The sequence below is a fragment of the Oceanobacillus alkalisoli genome (assembly GCF_022213125.1).
Classification (GTDB): domain Bacteria; phylum Bacillota; class Bacilli; order Bacillales; family Amphibacillaceae; genus Oceanobacillus; species Oceanobacillus alkalisoli.
Genome location: NZ_JAKNRA010000001.1, coordinates 68,997 through 84,422, shown reverse-complemented (window position 1 = coordinate 84,422; position 15,426 = coordinate 68,997). Strand labels below are relative to the sequence as shown.

Annotated in this window: 16 protein-coding genes; 15 read left to right on the top strand and 1 reads right to left on the bottom strand. The window is 40.0% G+C overall.

The genetic code is table 11. The features are described from left to right. Window positions 1-7: 7 nt before the first annotated feature. The 10 genes from odhB to L3V42_RS00360 all read left to right on the top strand — a co-directional run bounded on the left by odhB (window position 8) and on the right by L3V42_RS00360 (window position 10,652). On the top strand, window positions 8-1,270 hold the full coding sequence (odhB, locus tag L3V42_RS00400; protein ID WP_238470979.1) for a 2-oxoglutarate dehydrogenase complex dihydrolipoyllysine-residue succinyltransferase: 1,263 nt from the start codon (window positions 8-10) through the stop codon (window positions 1,268-1,270). Window positions 1,271-1,413: 143 nt separating this feature from the next. Beyond that, window positions 1,414-2,490, top strand: a complete 1,077-nt coding sequence (murG, locus tag L3V42_RS00395) for an undecaprenyldiphospho-muramoylpentapeptide beta-N-acetylglucosaminyltransferase (RefSeq protein WP_238470978.1) — start codon at window positions 1,414-1,416, stop codon at window positions 2,488-2,490. A 219-nt stretch (window positions 2,491-2,709) separates the two neighbouring features. Next, window positions 2,710-2,946, top strand: a complete 237-nt coding sequence (locus L3V42_RS00390; protein WP_238470977.1) for a hypothetical protein — start codon at window positions 2,710-2,712, stop codon at window positions 2,944-2,946. A 363-nt stretch (window positions 2,947-3,309) separates the two neighbouring features. Beyond that, window positions 3,310-5,058, top strand: coding sequence for an ABC transporter ATP-binding protein (locus L3V42_RS00385; RefSeq protein ID WP_238470976.1), 1,749 nt, complete (start codon window positions 3,310-3,312; stop codon window positions 5,056-5,058). Then, a complete protein-coding gene (locus L3V42_RS00380; protein ID WP_235761144.1) occupies window positions 5,058-7,094 on the top strand; it encodes an ABC transporter ATP-binding protein in 2,037 nt (678 codons plus the stop codon). Before L3V42_RS00385 ends, L3V42_RS00380 begins: the two co-directional genes overlap by 1 nt. A gap of 12 nt (window positions 7,095-7,106) precedes the next feature. Further along, on the top strand, window positions 7,107-7,928 hold the full coding sequence (locus tag L3V42_RS00375; RefSeq protein ID WP_235761145.1) for a S1C family serine protease: 822 nt from the start codon (window positions 7,107-7,109) through the stop codon (window positions 7,926-7,928). Window positions 7,929-7,991: 63 nt separating this feature from the next. Further along, window positions 7,992-8,732: a PRC-barrel domain-containing protein gene (locus L3V42_RS00370; protein ID WP_238470975.1), complete on the top strand. Its 741-nt coding sequence runs from the start codon at window positions 7,992-7,994 to the stop codon at window positions 8,730-8,732. 318 nt (window positions 8,733-9,050) lie between these two features. Then, on the top strand, window positions 9,051-9,173 hold the full coding sequence (locus L3V42_RS18215) for a hypothetical protein (protein ID WP_255770361.1): 123 nt from the start codon (window positions 9,051-9,053) through the stop codon (window positions 9,171-9,173). Further along, the gene (sigI, locus tag L3V42_RS00365; RefSeq protein ID WP_235761147.1) at window positions 9,160-9,885 is read left to right on the top strand and encodes an RNA polymerase sigma-I factor; all 726 of its coding nucleotides are present in this window, start codon (window positions 9,160-9,162) and stop codon (window positions 9,883-9,885) included. The genes L3V42_RS18215 and sigI overlap by 14 nt, the downstream gene beginning before the upstream one ends. Window positions 9,886-9,887: 2 nt before the next feature. Then, window positions 9,888-10,652, top strand: coding sequence for an anti-sigma factor domain-containing protein (locus L3V42_RS00360; protein ID WP_235761148.1), 765 nt, complete (start codon window positions 9,888-9,890; stop codon window positions 10,650-10,652). Between the two features lie 45 nt (window positions 10,653-10,697). Here the strand turns inward: L3V42_RS00360 and L3V42_RS00355 are convergent, their stop codons facing one another. Continuing rightward, on the bottom strand, window positions 10,698-10,937 hold the full coding sequence (locus L3V42_RS00355; protein ID WP_238470974.1) for a YhdB family protein: 240 nt from the start codon (window positions 10,935-10,937) through the stop codon (window positions 10,698-10,700). A gap of 166 nt (window positions 10,938-11,103) precedes the next feature. Here L3V42_RS00355 and L3V42_RS00350 point away from each other — a divergent pair, with 166 nt between their 5' ends. The 5 genes from L3V42_RS00350 (at window position 11,104) to L3V42_RS00330 (ending at window position 15,312) form a co-directional block, all read left to right on the top strand. Next, complete coding sequence (locus L3V42_RS00350) at window positions 11,104-11,751, top strand: YhcN/YlaJ family sporulation lipoprotein (protein WP_238470973.1); 648 nt, start codon at window positions 11,104-11,106, stop codon at window positions 11,749-11,751. A gap of 631 nt (window positions 11,752-12,382) precedes the next feature. Next, the gene (locus L3V42_RS00345) at window positions 12,383-12,844 is read left to right on the top strand and encodes an S-ribosylhomocysteine lyase (protein ID WP_235761151.1); all 462 of its coding nucleotides are present in this window, start codon (window positions 12,383-12,385) and stop codon (window positions 12,842-12,844) included. A gap of 57 nt (window positions 12,845-12,901) precedes the next feature. Further along, the gene (locus L3V42_RS00340) at window positions 12,902-14,275 is read left to right on the top strand and encodes a dipeptidase (RefSeq protein WP_235761152.1); all 1,374 of its coding nucleotides are present in this window, start codon (window positions 12,902-12,904) and stop codon (window positions 14,273-14,275) included. Window positions 14,276-14,301: 26 nt separating this feature from the next. Further along, window positions 14,302-15,072: a (S)-benzoin forming benzil reductase gene (locus L3V42_RS00335; RefSeq protein WP_238470972.1), complete on the top strand. Its 771-nt coding sequence runs from the start codon at window positions 14,302-14,304 to the stop codon at window positions 15,070-15,072. Between the two features lie 93 nt (window positions 15,073-15,165). After that, window positions 15,166-15,312 carry a YjcZ family sporulation protein gene (locus L3V42_RS00330; RefSeq protein ID WP_235761154.1) on the top strand — a complete coding sequence of 49 codons (147 nt, stop codon included), beginning with the start codon at window positions 15,166-15,168 and terminating at the stop codon, window positions 15,310-15,312. Window positions 15,313-15,426 lie beyond the last annotated feature (114 nt).

Here is a 15,426-nt window from a genome sequence, read left to right as displayed (position 1 = left end):
GTTACTGGTGCAAGATATCAAGATACCAGAATTAGCTGAATCAATCACAGATGGTACAATCGCAGAATGGCTAGTTAAAGAGGGGGACAAAGTAGAAAAGGGCGACCCGCTCATTGAACTTGAAACGGATAAAGTAAACGTTGAAGTTAACTCGGAATTTGCTGGAGTAATTACAGAAATACTTACACCGGAAGGCGAAGATGTAACAGTAGGAGATATTGTTGCAAAACTTGATGAAAATGGGGAAGCTGGAGCAACGAGTTCATCAGAACAGAAGCAGGAAGAAACTTCTGCCAAAGAAGAGGCCCCTGTCGCTAAAGAAGAAACGAAAGCATCAGAAACAGAGCAAACAGAAGAAACAAATGCAAATGGTGTAATTGCTTCGCCGGCAGCGAGAAAACGTGCGCGTGAATTAAATATTGATTTAAGCACAATCGCACCTGTTGATCCATTGGGACGTGTACGTCCAGAAGATGTTGAGCGGGCAGCACAACAACAGATTGAAGCAGCTGATAAAGCGAAGAAACAAGCAGACGCGGCACCAAAACAAGAAAAAACAGAATTTAGCAAGCCTGTTGAACGCGTGAAAATGACGCGTCGTCGTCAAACAATTGCAAAGAACCTTGTAAATGTCCAGCAAGAAGCAGCGATGCTTACAACGTTTAATGAGATCGACATGTCAGCAATTATGAAATTGCGTGCAGAGCGTAAGGATAAATTCCTTGAGAAAAACGGAGTAAAACTTGGATTTATGTCCTTCTTCACGAAAGCTGTTGTCGGTGCGCTTAAAGAATTCCCATTACTGAATGCGGAAATTCAAGGCAACGAATTAGTTCTTAAGAAATTCTACGATATTGGAATTGCAGTATCGACGGAAGAAGGGCTCGTCGTTCCAGTTGTGCGTGACGCAGATCGTCTGGATTTTGCAGGAGTAGAGCGAGAAATTATGAATCTTGGTACAAAAGCAAGAGAGAATAAACTAGCTTTATCCGACCTGCAAGGAGGAACATTCTCGATTACAAATGGCGGTATTTTCGGGTCAATGTTATCCACCCCGATTTTGAACGCACCACAAGTAGGGATTCTCGGTATGCATAACATTGTAAAACGTGCGGTTGTTATGCCGGATGATACGATTGAAGTTCGCCCGATGATGTACTTGGCACTTTCTTATGATCATCGTATCGTAGATGGTAAAGAAGCGGTGCAATTCCTCGTACGTATTAAACAAATGCTTGAAGATCCATACGATCTCTTGCTTGAAGGTTAATAGATTAATTGAAATGTTAAAGCGAATCTTTCAGGGACTACTCCCGAAAGATTCGCTTTTTTTCATTCCTCTTCCTTTTTTATCTCATTTCAGATAAACTAATTGAAGGAAATGGCATTTTATGAAGAGAGGGAGAGCGTTAGATGAAGAATGATAAACGCATTCTTTTCACCGGTGGAGGAACTGCCGGTCATGTAATTGTGAACTTAGCCCTGATTCCAGTTTATCAGCAAGCTGGTTGGGAGATTGATTATATCGGTTCCTATGAAGGAATCGAACGAGATTTAATTGAACCATTGGGCGGTGTCACGTACCATCCGATTTCAACTGGAAAGTTAAGACGTTATATGTCAATTGAGAATTTTAAAGATCCTTTTAAAGTATTGAAAGGGACCATGCAGGCTTATCGTATTATCGGTAATAGAAAACCTTCCGTCATTTTCTCCAAAGGTGGTTTCGTTTCTGTTCCAGTCGTGATTGCAGCTAAACTGCGAGGCGTTCCTGCTGTCATTCACGAGTCGGATTATACGCCCGGACTTGCCAATAAATTATCGATTCCGTTTGCGAAGAAAGTGCTTGCTACCTTTGAAGAAACACTTGAATTTCTTCCAGAACAAAAACGAGAATATGTAGGTGCGGTCATTAGGGAAGAACTCTTCACTGGAGAAAGAGATAAAGGACTGAAATTCACCGGGTTGAAAGGAGAAAAACCCGTTCTGCTCATCATGGGTGGAAGTGGTGGTTCGGAAATGATAAATGAAGCAGTGCGAACCAATATACAGAAACTGTTGCAGCAATTTGAAATTATTCACATTTGTGGTCAGGGGAAAGTTGATACTTCTCTTAACTCCCTAGGCTATGCACAATTTGAATATGTCCATGGAGAATTGAAAGATATCTTTGCTGCAACTGATTTTGTTCTTTCCCGTGCTGGGTCGAATGCAATATTTGAATTTTTAGCATTGCGTATCCCAATGTTGCTCGTTCCATTATCACTTGAAGCAAGCAGAGGAGACCAAATTGTCAATGCAAGGTCATTTAAGGAAAAAGGGTTTGCTCGTGTACTTCAAGAAGCAGAAGTAACAGCAGACAAACTAACAGAAGAATTACTTCAACTTGTGAAAACAGCACCAGTAATTCAAGATAAAATGAAACAATTTGAACCAGGAGCAACCCGTGAACGTGTGATTGAGATTATTAAAGAAGTGGAGAAAAAATAGAAAAATGGGTAACTGGAATAGTCATCTACTTTTCAGTTGCCCATTTTAAATAAACTTGAAATTCGACAAATTTATCACTGAAATGATAAATTTCATGGGTAATTAGTATGGTGAGTTCGTCATACGCAAGTAGTATTTTTAGCAAAATTCCAAAACGGACTTGTGTTATTGAAATTGTTGGCGTATGATGAAGGGGAAAACTAAATAAGGGGTGAGAAGATGATGAGAGAAATTGTTCGAAATTGCCGATTATGTCAAGAATCGATGGATAATAGTCCTTTTATGTTGTGCCAGACATGTCTTAAGGAAAGCGAACAAGTTTGGAATTTCATCAAGAAGAACCCTTATGTCTCTATAAAAGATATAGCTGTAGCTACAGAAGTGAGTTTTGTGAAAGTAGAACGAATGATTAATTATGGAAAGGAACGACAGCAACGTGTAATAAAAAGACAATAAACGATTGTCGATTCACTTATATGAAAATGTTATTAGAATAACTCAGGGAGTCTTGAGATATTCTTTTTTTGTGTCAAAAACTTTGTTGCAGTAAAGCGTTATTATAGCAAATTAAAAATAGATTGACTATTAAAAATCAAGATACTATACTTATTACGGAATCATAAATATTACTTTCTATTCCATTAACCCGATACACACGAATCATCAACCACCCGTGTGTTTTTTATTATGTTCGCTTTCATTCAGCCGCTCAGCAGGTGCGAGAGGTGTCTGGACTGCGGACCTCCAGAAATGAGTTTCGGACACTTACGCTGAATGAAAGTGAGCTGCAGTTTTATTAGAAGTGAAGAAGGTGGAAGGATGTTTGCAGTTTTTAAGAAATTGGATTGGTTCTTTAAATATTATTGGAAGCGTTATAGTTTTGCCGTTATTGCTTTATGTACGGCAAGCGCAATCGGTTTAGTACCGCCGAAGCTAATTGGATTTACGATTGATCAGATTCACTATAATACATTAACAATGGAGTTGCTTCAGTCCATTATCCTTCTCCTTATCATTTTGTTAGTTGCCCATTACACGATTTCTTTTTTATGGGATTATACATTATTTGGTGGGGCAGTGATTCTTGAAAAATGGATGCGGACGAAATTAATGACGCATTTTTTGAAAATGACTCCAACCTTTTTTGGAAAATATCGGACGGGTGACTTGATGGCGCGGTCGACAAATGATCTAAAAGCAATCAGTCAAACGGCCGGATTTGGTGTGTTGACTTTAGTTGATTCTAGTATTTTTATGTTAATGATTATTGCTATGATGGGGTTTACAATCAGCTGGAAACTGACGTTGGCAGCATTGTTGCCATTACCGGTAATGGCAATTGTCATGAATAAATATGGTGCTGCGATTCACGCGAGATTTATGAAAGCCCAAGACGCATTTGGGGAGATGAATAATGACGTACTTGAATCGATCCGCGGGGTACGTGTCATCCGGGCATTTGTCCAAGAAGTTCAAGAGCTGCAACGGTTCGATAAGATGACAGAAGATGTCTATCTCAAGAATATGGAAGTGACAAAAATCGACGCTTTATTCGAGCCGACGATGAAAATTCTTGTTGGGCTATCTTACACGATTGGTTTAGGGTATGGTGCATTTCTTGTCTTTGAAAACCAATTGACACTAGGAGATTTAGTAACATTTAACGTTTATCTGGGAATGCTTATTTGGCCGATGTTTGCAGTCGGGGAGCTGATAAATATTTTACAGCGAGGTAATGCATCTCTTGACCGTGTAAATGCTACATTGGATTATAAGGCAGACGTTACAAATCCGGAAACAGCTCAGAAAATCAATAGCGTCTCCAGCATTAACTTTAAACAAGTTTGTTTTTCCTATCCAGGTACGAACTATCATCAACTGTATGATATTGACTTACATGTACCGAAAGGAGCGACAATTGGTGTCGTTGGGAAAACTGGAGCAGGCAAAACTAGTCTCTTCAAACTAATGCTTCGGCAGTATCCCGGGATGCAAGGGGAAATTGTAATATCTGGAATTCCAATTGGGGAATTAAATTTAGCAGAACTGCGCAGTTGGATTGGTTATGTTCCACAGGATCAAATGATGTTTTCCAAAACAATCCGGGAAAATATTCGATTTGGTCATTCAGAAGCTACCGATGAACCGATTTATCGGGCTTTAGATCTTGCCTGCTTCTTAGATGACCTGAAACAGCTTCCAAATGGACTCGATACGGAAGTTGGTGAGAGCGGTGTAACCTTGTCTGGTGGTCAAAAACAACGGGTTGCCCTCGCTAGAGCCTTCGTTAAAGATCCGGAAATACTCATACTTGATGATTCCTTGTCAGCAGTTGACGGAAAGACGGAAGCAATGATAATCAAACATTTACGTAACGAGAGAAAAAGTAAAACGACATTCATTGCTGCGCACCGCTTATCAGCTGTTACACATGCTGACCATATTATCGTTCTTGAACGAGGAAAAATTGTGGAAGAAGGAACACATGAAGAACTGCTAAAAAGTAATGGCTGGTATAAGCAGCAGTATGAACAGCAACAGCTGGAGGAAACGGAGGTGGGTGAATAGTGAAAAAGTCTACAACAGAAAGACGGCTTTTCGGTTATGCACTGCATTATAAGAAAGGTATCTTGCTTGGTCTAGTCTTTCTTGTAATTGCGGTTGGTCTAGAACTTGCAGGACCACTGATTGCAAAAACAGTAATCGATGACCATATTCTAGGAGTGGAAGGATATTGGCAGGCAGTAACAGAGGATAATGACCGTTATACGATCGAGCATGATGACAAGTTTTATAAACGGGTGGATCGTTTGGCTCCAGCCGATGATCTCGTTGGTGATCCGCTTACGTTAATGCAAATCGGGATCTCTTATTTTCTTATCGAAGACGAAGTCCCCTTACAGGGAACAAGAAATGTTTCGGATGACATGATCAATATTCAGCTAGGTGAGGAAACCATGCAATATGATGCAACAAGACTGGACTTAAGTGAATCATACGCTTTCTTTTATCCGGAACAGCGTCCAATCATTTTCTTACTCGTTCTTTACATGGTGCTGCTGCTCATTGCGGGGGTGTTTAAGTTTTTTGAAACTTTTTTACTGCAACAGGCATCCAATCAAATTATTAAAAAAATGCGGATGGATTTATTTAGTCATATCCAACGAATCCCTATCCATTATTTTGTCGACCGGCCAGCTGGAACTATTGTTGCACGGATAACGAATGATACAGAGGCAATCCGAGATTTATATGAGAGGGTCTTGTCGATTATCGTTTCCAGTTTCGTTTATATGACGGGGATTTTTGTTGCTTTATTCATTTTGGATGCAAAATTAGCGTTGATGTGTCTCCTTATTCTTCCGCTCATTTATCTCTGGATGAAAGGATATCAATACTTCGGAACGAAATATAATAAAGTTATTCGCAAGACAATCAGCGATATGAATGGAAAGATTAATGAAGCAATCCAGGGAATGACGATTATTCAAGCATTTAATCAGGAGAAACAGACCCATGAAGAATTCGAACAATTAAATGAAAGACATTATACGTACCAGAAGAAATTAGTCCGCTTAAGTGCCCTCACATCATATAATTTAGTGACGGTTTTTCGTAATCTCACCTTTGTTGGATTTATCTGGTATTTTGGTTCCGGTTCTCTTGATATAACAAGTGTAATATCCATTGGAATGTTATATGCATTCGTTGATTATATTACGAGGCTTTTTGAACCGATGACAGATATTGTAAATCAGCTCCCATTGATCGAACAGGCAAGGGTAGCTGGCCAAAGGGTATTTGAACTAATGGATTACGAAGGAGAAGCCCTTGAGACAAAAGGAATTCAAAGATACAGGGGGCATGTGAGGTTTAATCATGTAACCTTTTCCTATAACGGAGTTGATAATGTATTAAGAGATATTTCTTTTGAAGTGAGGCCTGGCGAGACAGCAGCCTTTGTTGGCCATACCGGTTCAGGAAAAAGTACGATTATGAACTTGCTCTTCCGTTTTTATGATACGAACCAAGGTACTATATCAATTGATGGGTACCCTGTAACAGATTGGTCCCGTCAGCAAGTGAGGAGTCATATGGGAATCGTACTCCAAGATCCTTTCTTATTCACTGGTACAATTTTAACAAATGTCACGATGAATGACCCGCGTATTTCAAATGAGCAGGCAAAGCAAGCATTAGAAGCCGTTGGGGCCGCAAACTTTATAGAAAGGCTACCTGGCAAATATGACGAAATCGTAACAGAGGGAGGGGGGACTTTTTCATTAGGTGAACGGCAGCTCATCTCCTTTGCCCGTGCGCTCGTATTTAATCCCGCGATATTAATATTGGATGAAGCAACTGCAAATATGGATACAGAAACAGAAAGTATTATCCAGCACGCATTAAACGTTCTGCAAGAAGACCGGACGACACTTATCATCGCCCACCGGTTATCAACGATCCAAGAGGCAGATATGATTTTCGTCCTTGACCATGGCACTGTGAAAGAGCGGGGGAACCATGATAAACTAATTAAAGAGCAAGGACTTTACTATCAAATGTATCAGATGCAGCAAGGCAGAACACGAGCGATTGTGTCATAGGCGGGGTGCATAATGGAAAAGAAGGATCAAGAAGAGAGAGAGATAGATATTATTGATACTGATTTATATGAAGAAATTGCTGAGGAAGAATTATTGGAGCTGGTGGAAGAAGAACGACAAAAGGCACTGCAGCGTGCGAAGGAACGAAGAGAAGCCCCAGCGAAAAGTATTTTTCCAAAATGGGTCTTCTGGGTGATAGCGGTAGCGATGCTGTTTAATGTCATTGCATTACTTCCGCAAACATTCTCTATCCCAGCGATTGATTTCTTGCGCACATCGATGAAATTATCTCAGCAGGAAGATATTCAAGCATATAAAGAAGCTGTTGTTGTAATTGAAACGACAGATGGGAAAGGGACTGGTTTTTCCATTAATGATAATGGGACAATTATTACGAATCATCACGTTATTGAAGGGGAGACATTCGTTACGGTAGCTTTCCCAGAGCACGGCCTTCTTCATGGGGAGGTTATTGCAAGTTATCCAGACGTTGATTTAGCCATAGTGGAAACGAACGGAGAAGATCTCCCGCATCTCACGCTCGCAGAAACAACAACTTTTTCAGAAAATGAAAAGATTAACTTCATCGGCAATCCCCTTCGTTTTAATGGGATAGCTAATGAAGGAACCATTATCGGCTATACACAGTTATCCAGTTGGGATCAGCCTGTTTTAATGATACAGGCCCCGGTTTATCGGGGGAATAGCGGCAGTCCGATTATTACGGAAGAAGGAGAAGTAATTGGTGTTATTTTCGCAACGCTGAATCATGATATCCATGGAAGGGTCGGTTTATTCATACCAATCGATTATTATTATGACTATGTGAATTAGTTTAATCACTTCATCAACGGGTAAGAAACAAGTAGAAGAAAAACCGTGATGGAGGCGAAGATTATGTATCATTTTACATCTGTGTTACAGACGTATAACATTGATGCAACGGATGGGGAAATGGGTAAAATTAAAGATATATATATCGATGATAACGATTGGAAAATACGCTACGCCATTGTAGATACGAGGAAATGGTTGCCTGAACGGAAAGTGTTGCTCCTGCCAAGTATTTTTATCGGTGTGAATCCGGAGAATGAATCAATGGAAGTGGAGTATGATAAAAGTACGATTAAAAACAGTCCGCCAGTACCAGAAGGAACGGATTTAACGAGAGATAAGGAAAATCAGCTTTTTAAATACTTCGGCTGGACGCGTTACTGGTCAGATGATGTGATCTTAAGTGGTGAAAAACGACCGCTTGGCAGAGTGGGAAGTAATGAAGAAGAATGGTATGAGAGAATGGAAGATCCGCTTTACGATGCGGACGAAGGGGAATTAAGAAGACATCACCGGGATAATAATTTGCGCAGCCATGAAGAAATCATGAATTCCCGTGCCCATGGGAAAAATGGCAAACTTGGTAAAGTCGTTGATTTTATTTATGATGATGATTGGAAAGTGAAATATATTGTCCTTACGAGCAATAATGTCATGACGAATGATTATTATCCTTATCCGATTGAACGCATCACTTCTGTGGATTGGTTTGAAGGCGATGTCTATCTTGATGAAACGGTCGAACAATTTGCTAACAAGACGAACTACCCAAGTAATGAAGATATATTAAAAGCACTCCAATGAAAAAGAAGCACAGGCTTAAAAAAGGCCTGTGCTTCTATTATTTCAAAGGAGACGTCTTGCTCCAGCGCCCAGCGACTAGCGGATTTCCTTCACCTCCGTACGATAAGTCAACATCAGCTCCCTTTGGTCGCTGTGTTTCCTATATCTCCTCCGGCTCAGTCCAATCCGTATGTCGCGAAACGGGCGCCTCCGCATTTGAAGAAGTAACACATTTTTAATCGGGCTGTAAACCGCTTGAGATAGAAAAACGGTAAGATAAGTAATACATAAGTCATAAAGTTTGTTGAAAAAAAGAGAAAATAAACTGGTGGGAGATACATGATAAATATATTTTTATATAAAAAAGAAATAAAATTAAAACAAATACATACTACACCCGAAAAAACAATCAAAGAAACGAAATTTATAATACCAGGAGGTGCTGGCGATGGAATTATCTAACGAGACTGGCCAGGTACCCCTGGAAGACATCGTGATTCAAGTACAACAAGGAGATAAAGAAATGCATGATTATCTTCTGAAGTCGTATCAGCCGTTCATGGTAAAAGTTGTATCACAAGTATGCAAACGTTACATAGACCCATCTCGGGATGATGAATTCAGTATTGGTTTATCCGCTTTTAATGAAGCGATATTCTTATATTCACCAACAAAAGGGTCGTCTTTCCTTTCCTTTGCTAAATTAATTGTTTCACGCAAGGTAATCGACTACATCCGGTATAATGCAAGACGCCAGCATGTCATCTCCTTTGATCAAACGTATGATGAAGAAACGATGGAGAATCCAGCTGAAATCTCTGCTGTTATCGAACAATATCAGGATGAGCAACTGGCGATTATTCGTCGGGAAGAGACACTGGAATATCATCAGAGACTGAAGGAATACAACTTATCTCTTCTTGAATTGACTGAAATTGCACCGAAACATCGAAATACGAGAGAAACATCTGTACAAATTGCTCGTATGCTCATAGAAGATGAAGAACTAAGAGATTATGTAAAAACAAAGAAAAAACTTCCGATTAAAAAATTGGAAAGTCGCGTATCTGTAAGTAAGAAAACATTAGAACGAAACAGGAAATATATCTTAGCGATGTTTATCGTCTTTGATGAAAACTTCTTATATCTAAAGGAGTACGTAAAGGAGGGGTAGCAGTGAGGAAAGGAATCATCATGGAGAAGCATCGGAATTTTGTCATTGTCCTTACTGCTGATGGCTCCTTTGAAAAAGCTGTTCCCTTTAACGATAAAGCTTCCATTGGCGAGGAAGTTTATTTTGACAAGTACATACCAAAAACACGTTCCCGTAAAATAAAGATTTGGCGGATGAGGTTTATTTCTTTATGCCTTATATTCACACTAGGCATATTCACCATGCTATATTTTACAGAAGAAGAGGAAACTTATGCTTACGTGAATATCGATATTAATCCGAGTATCGAATTGAAAGTAGCTAAGAATATGGAGATTATTGACATTACCCCTCTAAATCAGGATGCAGAACATATCGTGTCGCAATTGAATAAATCGGAAGAAAGGGATCTACAAGAAGTGTTAACGGAAATACTCCTTAGCTGTGATCAATTGGAAAGAAAAGAGATTCTTATTGGAGTCAGCTATACAACGGATGAAAAAATGGGAATTACAAATAATATCAAGGAATATTTTCAAACAATAGATACAGACTGGCAATTCATTGCCTTCCGTTTACCAGGTGAAGTAAGGGAGCTTGCGGTAAAAAATGAAATATCAATGAATGAAGAATTCGCAACACTTATACAGTCCAATCAAAAAGAGCTGCTTGATACGATTGATATTGACGAAGATAAAATGGATAAAATTCATTCATTTTATTATACAGATGCAGTCCCTGAAGAATCCTTACAAATAGAAAAATTAAATAAGAACGAAAAATATTAAAAAAGTCCAAACACTTTAGGATAAGTATTTGGACTAAAGTATTTTTCATATCTCCAAATAAATTGTAGCTTCTTCATTATTTCGCATTGCGTGATCGAGATAATAAAGCAATTGATCGTGTGAACGCATAATTTTCTCCTCATCTAAAGAGTAATGGAAGGCATTTAAAAACTGTTCAATTTTTTTTGATAAGAAGTCATCATCTGTACGAACCATCAAAACTAATAACTCATCCCATTGTCCCCATAGTGTATAATACAATGCTTTATCATAATCAGGAATCATCTTTCTCCTCCTAACTCTCAGCAGTTAGTTGTATTGTTCCCAGTTCCATTTTTACCTCCCACCTACAAATATGGTCTCTGTTCCAAAAAAAGGATTACCGAAAATCAGCATAAACTCATTCGTACGTAACATACTAAGGACAAATAGTGAAGGAGGTTATTTACGAATGAAGTGGAAATTATTGAGTATATTTGCTGTGCTTGTGCTAGCTCTAATGGCATGCCAAGGCACGGACAATGCAGATCGGGGTACGGATAATCCGAATATTGATCCAACAACTAATCGGAATACCGGTGATGGAATTACTAATAATGACAGGGATTATATGATGGAACGTGATGCAGACAGGAATCAGGACAGAGTGAGAGATGGTAACTGGGATAACGGTGATGATAATCGAATGAATGGCGATCGCGATGGTGATTCTCGTTATGAAGTCGCTGAAGAAGCTGCAGATAAAATTACCAATGCCATTGATGAAATTGATAATGTATACGTCCTGACCATGCAACGCAATGCATATGTCGCAGCGAATTTAGACATCGAGCATGATAATCGCACAGAAAATCGCAATCAGAATAACCGCTATGGTGATAATGATGAATTATCAGATGAGGTAAAGGATAAGATTGGAGATATCGTTCGTTCTGTTGACGGAGATATTGAGAATGTTTATGTCTCAACAAATCCCGATTTTCTTGATTTAGCCACGAACTACGCTGATGATATGGACAGAGGTCGTCCAATCGGTGGATTCTTCGATCAAATCAGTACGATGGTTGACAGACTTTTCCCTGAAAATACGGAACGATAAACCAAACAAGAAGCATGCTGACCACTCAATCAGCATGCTTCTTTTGCTTTCATATAGCGTAAGAATTTTGCGCATTCTCTTGGCTAGATTTCTAATCGCCGTTCAGTTGCCCGGTGGACGGATAGCACATCCTTAGGCACTGCTAGAGCTCCTCGGGCTGAGCACTAAGGGGTCTCCAGGGTCGTGCTGTTCCCGCAGGAGTCACCGTCCACCGGGCAACTGAACTGGTATAGATGATTATTTTAAATACAAATTATCCCGTTACGATAAGGATTATACCTTTCTAGTACATTAAACAGTGATCCCAATATGGCCTTTCCTGGTAGCAGTCCAGACACCTCGAGACTCCTGCGGGAGGCCGGCGTTGGTCACGTCCAGTGACCAACGCCGGCATTAGAACTTCCTGTTCGGAGGTAAACCTGGCGAGACCCCGCAGCGCGTTAGCGCGAGGAGGCTTTCCGGCCGCTCAGCAGGTGCGAGAGGTGTCTGGACTGCGGACCTCCAGTAGAAGTTTCAGGGTCAGCCACACTTACGCTGTATGAAAGTAATTCTAAGGTTAGGTGAATTGCTTTTAGATACTGCGTTTTTAGTGTATCATTTAAAATAAAAGATTATGTAGGGAGAGATAAGAATGACAAAGGAAATGAATGTGGAAAGTTTTAATCTTGACCATACGAAGGTAAAGGCACCATATATTCGACTAGCAGGTGTAACGGAAGGCCAAAAAGGCGACAAAGTATATAAATACGATATCCGGTTTAAACAACCGAATAAAGAACATATGGAGATGCCGGGCCTTCATTCCCTGGAACATCTTATGGCGGAAAATATCCGAAACCATGAGCCGAACGTGCTTGACTTAAGCCCGATGGGATGTCAAACCGGTTTTTATTTATCCATCATTAATGACACAACAGAAGAAATAGTAATGGATGTTATGGAGAAAACATTGAAAGATGTCTTAGCAGCCGACGAAGTACCAGCATGCAATGAAGTCCAATGCGGCTGGGCAGCAAGCCACAGTCTAGAAGGCGCAAAAGATATCGCTGAAAAAATGCTGGAAAAACGAAACGAATGGCACGAAGTATTTTAAGGTAGGACAGGGGAGGAGAGAAATCCCTCTCTCCAGTCTTAAAAGGAGGAACATGAAATGAGTGAAAAAGTCATTCAATATTTAAAAGAAAATAGGGAAGCTTTACTCAAGAAGCTGAATGAATTTTTATCAATCCCAAGTGTAAGCACAGACTCTACATACAAACAAGATGTGGAAAAAGCAGCAGATTTCCTTACTGATTACTTAGAAGAGTTATCCTTTGAAAAGATTACAAAACAGCAAACTCCTGGACATCCCTTAGTCTATGCCGAATATAACGGAGCAGGACCAGATGCGCCGACTGTTTTATTTTATGGACACTATGATGTCCAGCCGGCAGATCCGCTTGAACAGTGGGAAAGCGATCCATTTAAACCGGAAATTCGTGACGGCCGTCTTTATGCCCGTGGGTCAAGCGATGATAAAGGACAAGTATTCATGCATCTTGCGGTTTTTGAAGCTTATTTAAAAACGAAAGCGGCAATACCGGTAAACATTAAAGTCTGTATTGAAGGAGAAGAGGAGATCGGCAGTGAGAATCTTTATGAAGTCCTTCAAGAACAAAAGGAAAAATTTCAAGCTGATTTTGCCGTTATCTCAGATTCCGGAATGGTTGCAAAAAATCAACCAACAATTCTTTATGGTTTAAAAGGGTTCACAGGGATTGAAATCACAGTAACAGGGCCAGATCATGATTTGCATTCCGGGATGTACGGAGGAGCGGTGCGGAACCCAATCATGGCACTTAGTCATATACTAGCATCAATGAAGGATGAAAATGAAGTAATTACAGTAAATGGTTTTTATGATGATGTCGAACCAATGACGCAAGAAGAGCGGGAACTAATTAAAAAAGCCCCTGGTGAAGACTTTGTAGTATCAACAGGAATCCCTGAAACGGTTTCTGAAAAAGGGTATACACCTGAGGAGCATACAATGGGGCGTCCGACATTTGAAGTGAATGGAATGTATGGTGGTTATCAAGGTGAGGGAACAAAGACAATCATACCTTCGTCTGCTACCGCTAAAATTACGTGCCGTCTTGTTCCAGGGCAAGATCCTGAGAAGATTCAAAAATTACTAGAGGACCACGTGTATAAACATGCTCCAAGTGGGGTAACGGTAGAAGTGAAGAAAGAGAAACTCTCATCGAAAGCATATAAAGTTGCACCAGATCACCCGCTTATTCAAAAAGCTGCTGAAAGTTACACGGCAGCGTTCGGGAAAGAAACCGTGTACGTCCGTATGGGCGGCTCGATTCCAGTTGTAGAATGGATAGATGCGATCTATGATATGCCGATTGTTCTACTTGGGTTTGGAACACCGGAGGATCGTCTGCATTCACCGAATGAAAGCTTCCCGCTCGACAGTTTTGATAAAGGGATGGAAACCCTTGTTTATTATTGGGAGAAAGTGAAAGATAACGAATGATTTGTCTTGATAAGGGGGAATGAAGTTTGGCGAAACTTGCTGTAATAACAGGGGTCTCAAGAGGACTCGGGGCATCGCTTGCAAAGTTTTTATTGGAATCGGGAATGGATGTTATTGGTATCTCCCGAACGGAAAATAAACATTTAACGACGGCTGCTAAGGAAAATAATCAGTTTTATCGGCATGTGGCTAGTGATTTAGCCGATATTCCACAGCTGGAAGAAGCAGTGGAAATCATCCACGAAGAAATCAAAGAGAAAAATGCCGAAAAAGAAATTGAAACGATTTTTCTATTGAATAATGCTGGAGTTGTTCATCCGATTGATCAGTCGCAGCATATAAAGACTGAAGCACTCGTTTCTCATGTAACAATCAACTCGATTGCTCCAATGGTACTTACCAATCAATTTTTGAAAAAGCATGAGGAACATCAAATTCCACTCGTTATTGCTAATGTAAGTTCCGGAGCCGCAGAGAGTCCAATTTACGGTTGGAGTGCTTACTGTTCCACAAAGGCAAGTCTGAATATGTATACGAAAACCGTCGCCCTCGAGCAAGAAGAACTAAAGACGGATAATCGAATCATTGCATTCAGTCCAGGAGTCATGGATACAGATATGCAAACAGAAATCCGTTCATCAACAAAAGATCAGTTCGTCGAAATAGATAAGTTTAAAGATTATAAAGTGAACAATTCATTAAGGCAGACCGATCTTGTCGCCGGTGTCCTTATTGACATTATTACAGATGAAGATGTGAAAAACGGAAAGATTTATTATATTAGTGACTATATCTGAAGCAAGAGTCTGAAAAAGTTTTAGTCATCCGCCCTCCCATATTTTATAGGCATGCATACATTATTGTAGTCTAGAATATAGGGAGGGAATGCTATGAGCAAACAAGGAAGACCAGAAATAGGTGGAAAATTCGCTTCAGGAGGGTTCGCACTGCTTGTCGTACTATTTATCCTGCTAATCATCATTGGAACAGCATACAGTGGACCTAGCTACGGTGGTGGAGGATATTATTGCTGCTAAAGAGCAATCAAACGAAATTTCGTAAATGAAATAAAACAAGCCGCATCTTATCTGTTACTCGGATGAATGCGGCTTTTGTATGGAATTAGCAGGTTATTGCCCAAAGGTTGCGTC

Coding starts and splice junctions, on each gene's coding strand:
- murG (WP_238470978.1), top strand. CDS start 1,414: ATGAAGAATGATAAACGCATTCTTTTCACCGGTGGAGGAACTGCCGGT.
- L3V42_RS00390 (WP_238470977.1), top strand. CDS start 2,710: ATGATGAGAGAAATTGTTCGAAATTGCCGATTATGTCAAGAATCGATG.
- L3V42_RS00385 (WP_238470976.1), top strand. CDS start 3,310: ATGTTTGCAGTTTTTAAGAAATTGGATTGGTTCTTTAAATATTATTGG.
- L3V42_RS00375 (WP_235761145.1), top strand. CDS start 7,107: ATGGAAAAGAAGGATCAAGAAGAGAGAGAGATAGATATTATTGATACT.
- L3V42_RS00370 (WP_238470975.1), top strand. CDS start 7,992: ATGTATCATTTTACATCTGTGTTACAGACGTATAACATTGATGCAACG.
- L3V42_RS18215 (WP_255770361.1), top strand. CDS start 9,051: ATGATAAATATATTTTTATATAAAAAAGAAATAAAATTAAAACAAATA.
- sigI (WP_235761147.1), top strand. CDS start 9,160: ATGGAATTATCTAACGAGACTGGCCAGGTACCCCTGGAAGACATCGTG.
- L3V42_RS00355 (WP_238470974.1), bottom strand. CDS start 10,937: ATGATTCCTGATTATGATAAAGCATTGTATTATACACTATGGGGACAA.
- L3V42_RS00350 (WP_238470973.1), top strand. CDS start 11,104: ATGAAGTGGAAATTATTGAGTATATTTGCTGTGCTTGTGCTAGCTCTA.
- L3V42_RS00345 (WP_235761151.1), top strand. CDS start 12,383: ATGACAAAGGAAATGAATGTGGAAAGTTTTAATCTTGACCATACGAAG.
- L3V42_RS00340 (WP_235761152.1), top strand. CDS start 12,902: ATGAGTGAAAAAGTCATTCAATATTTAAAAGAAAATAGGGAAGCTTTA.
- L3V42_RS00330 (WP_235761154.1), top strand. CDS start 15,166: ATGAGCAAACAAGGAAGACCAGAAATAGGTGGAAAATTCGCTTCAGGA.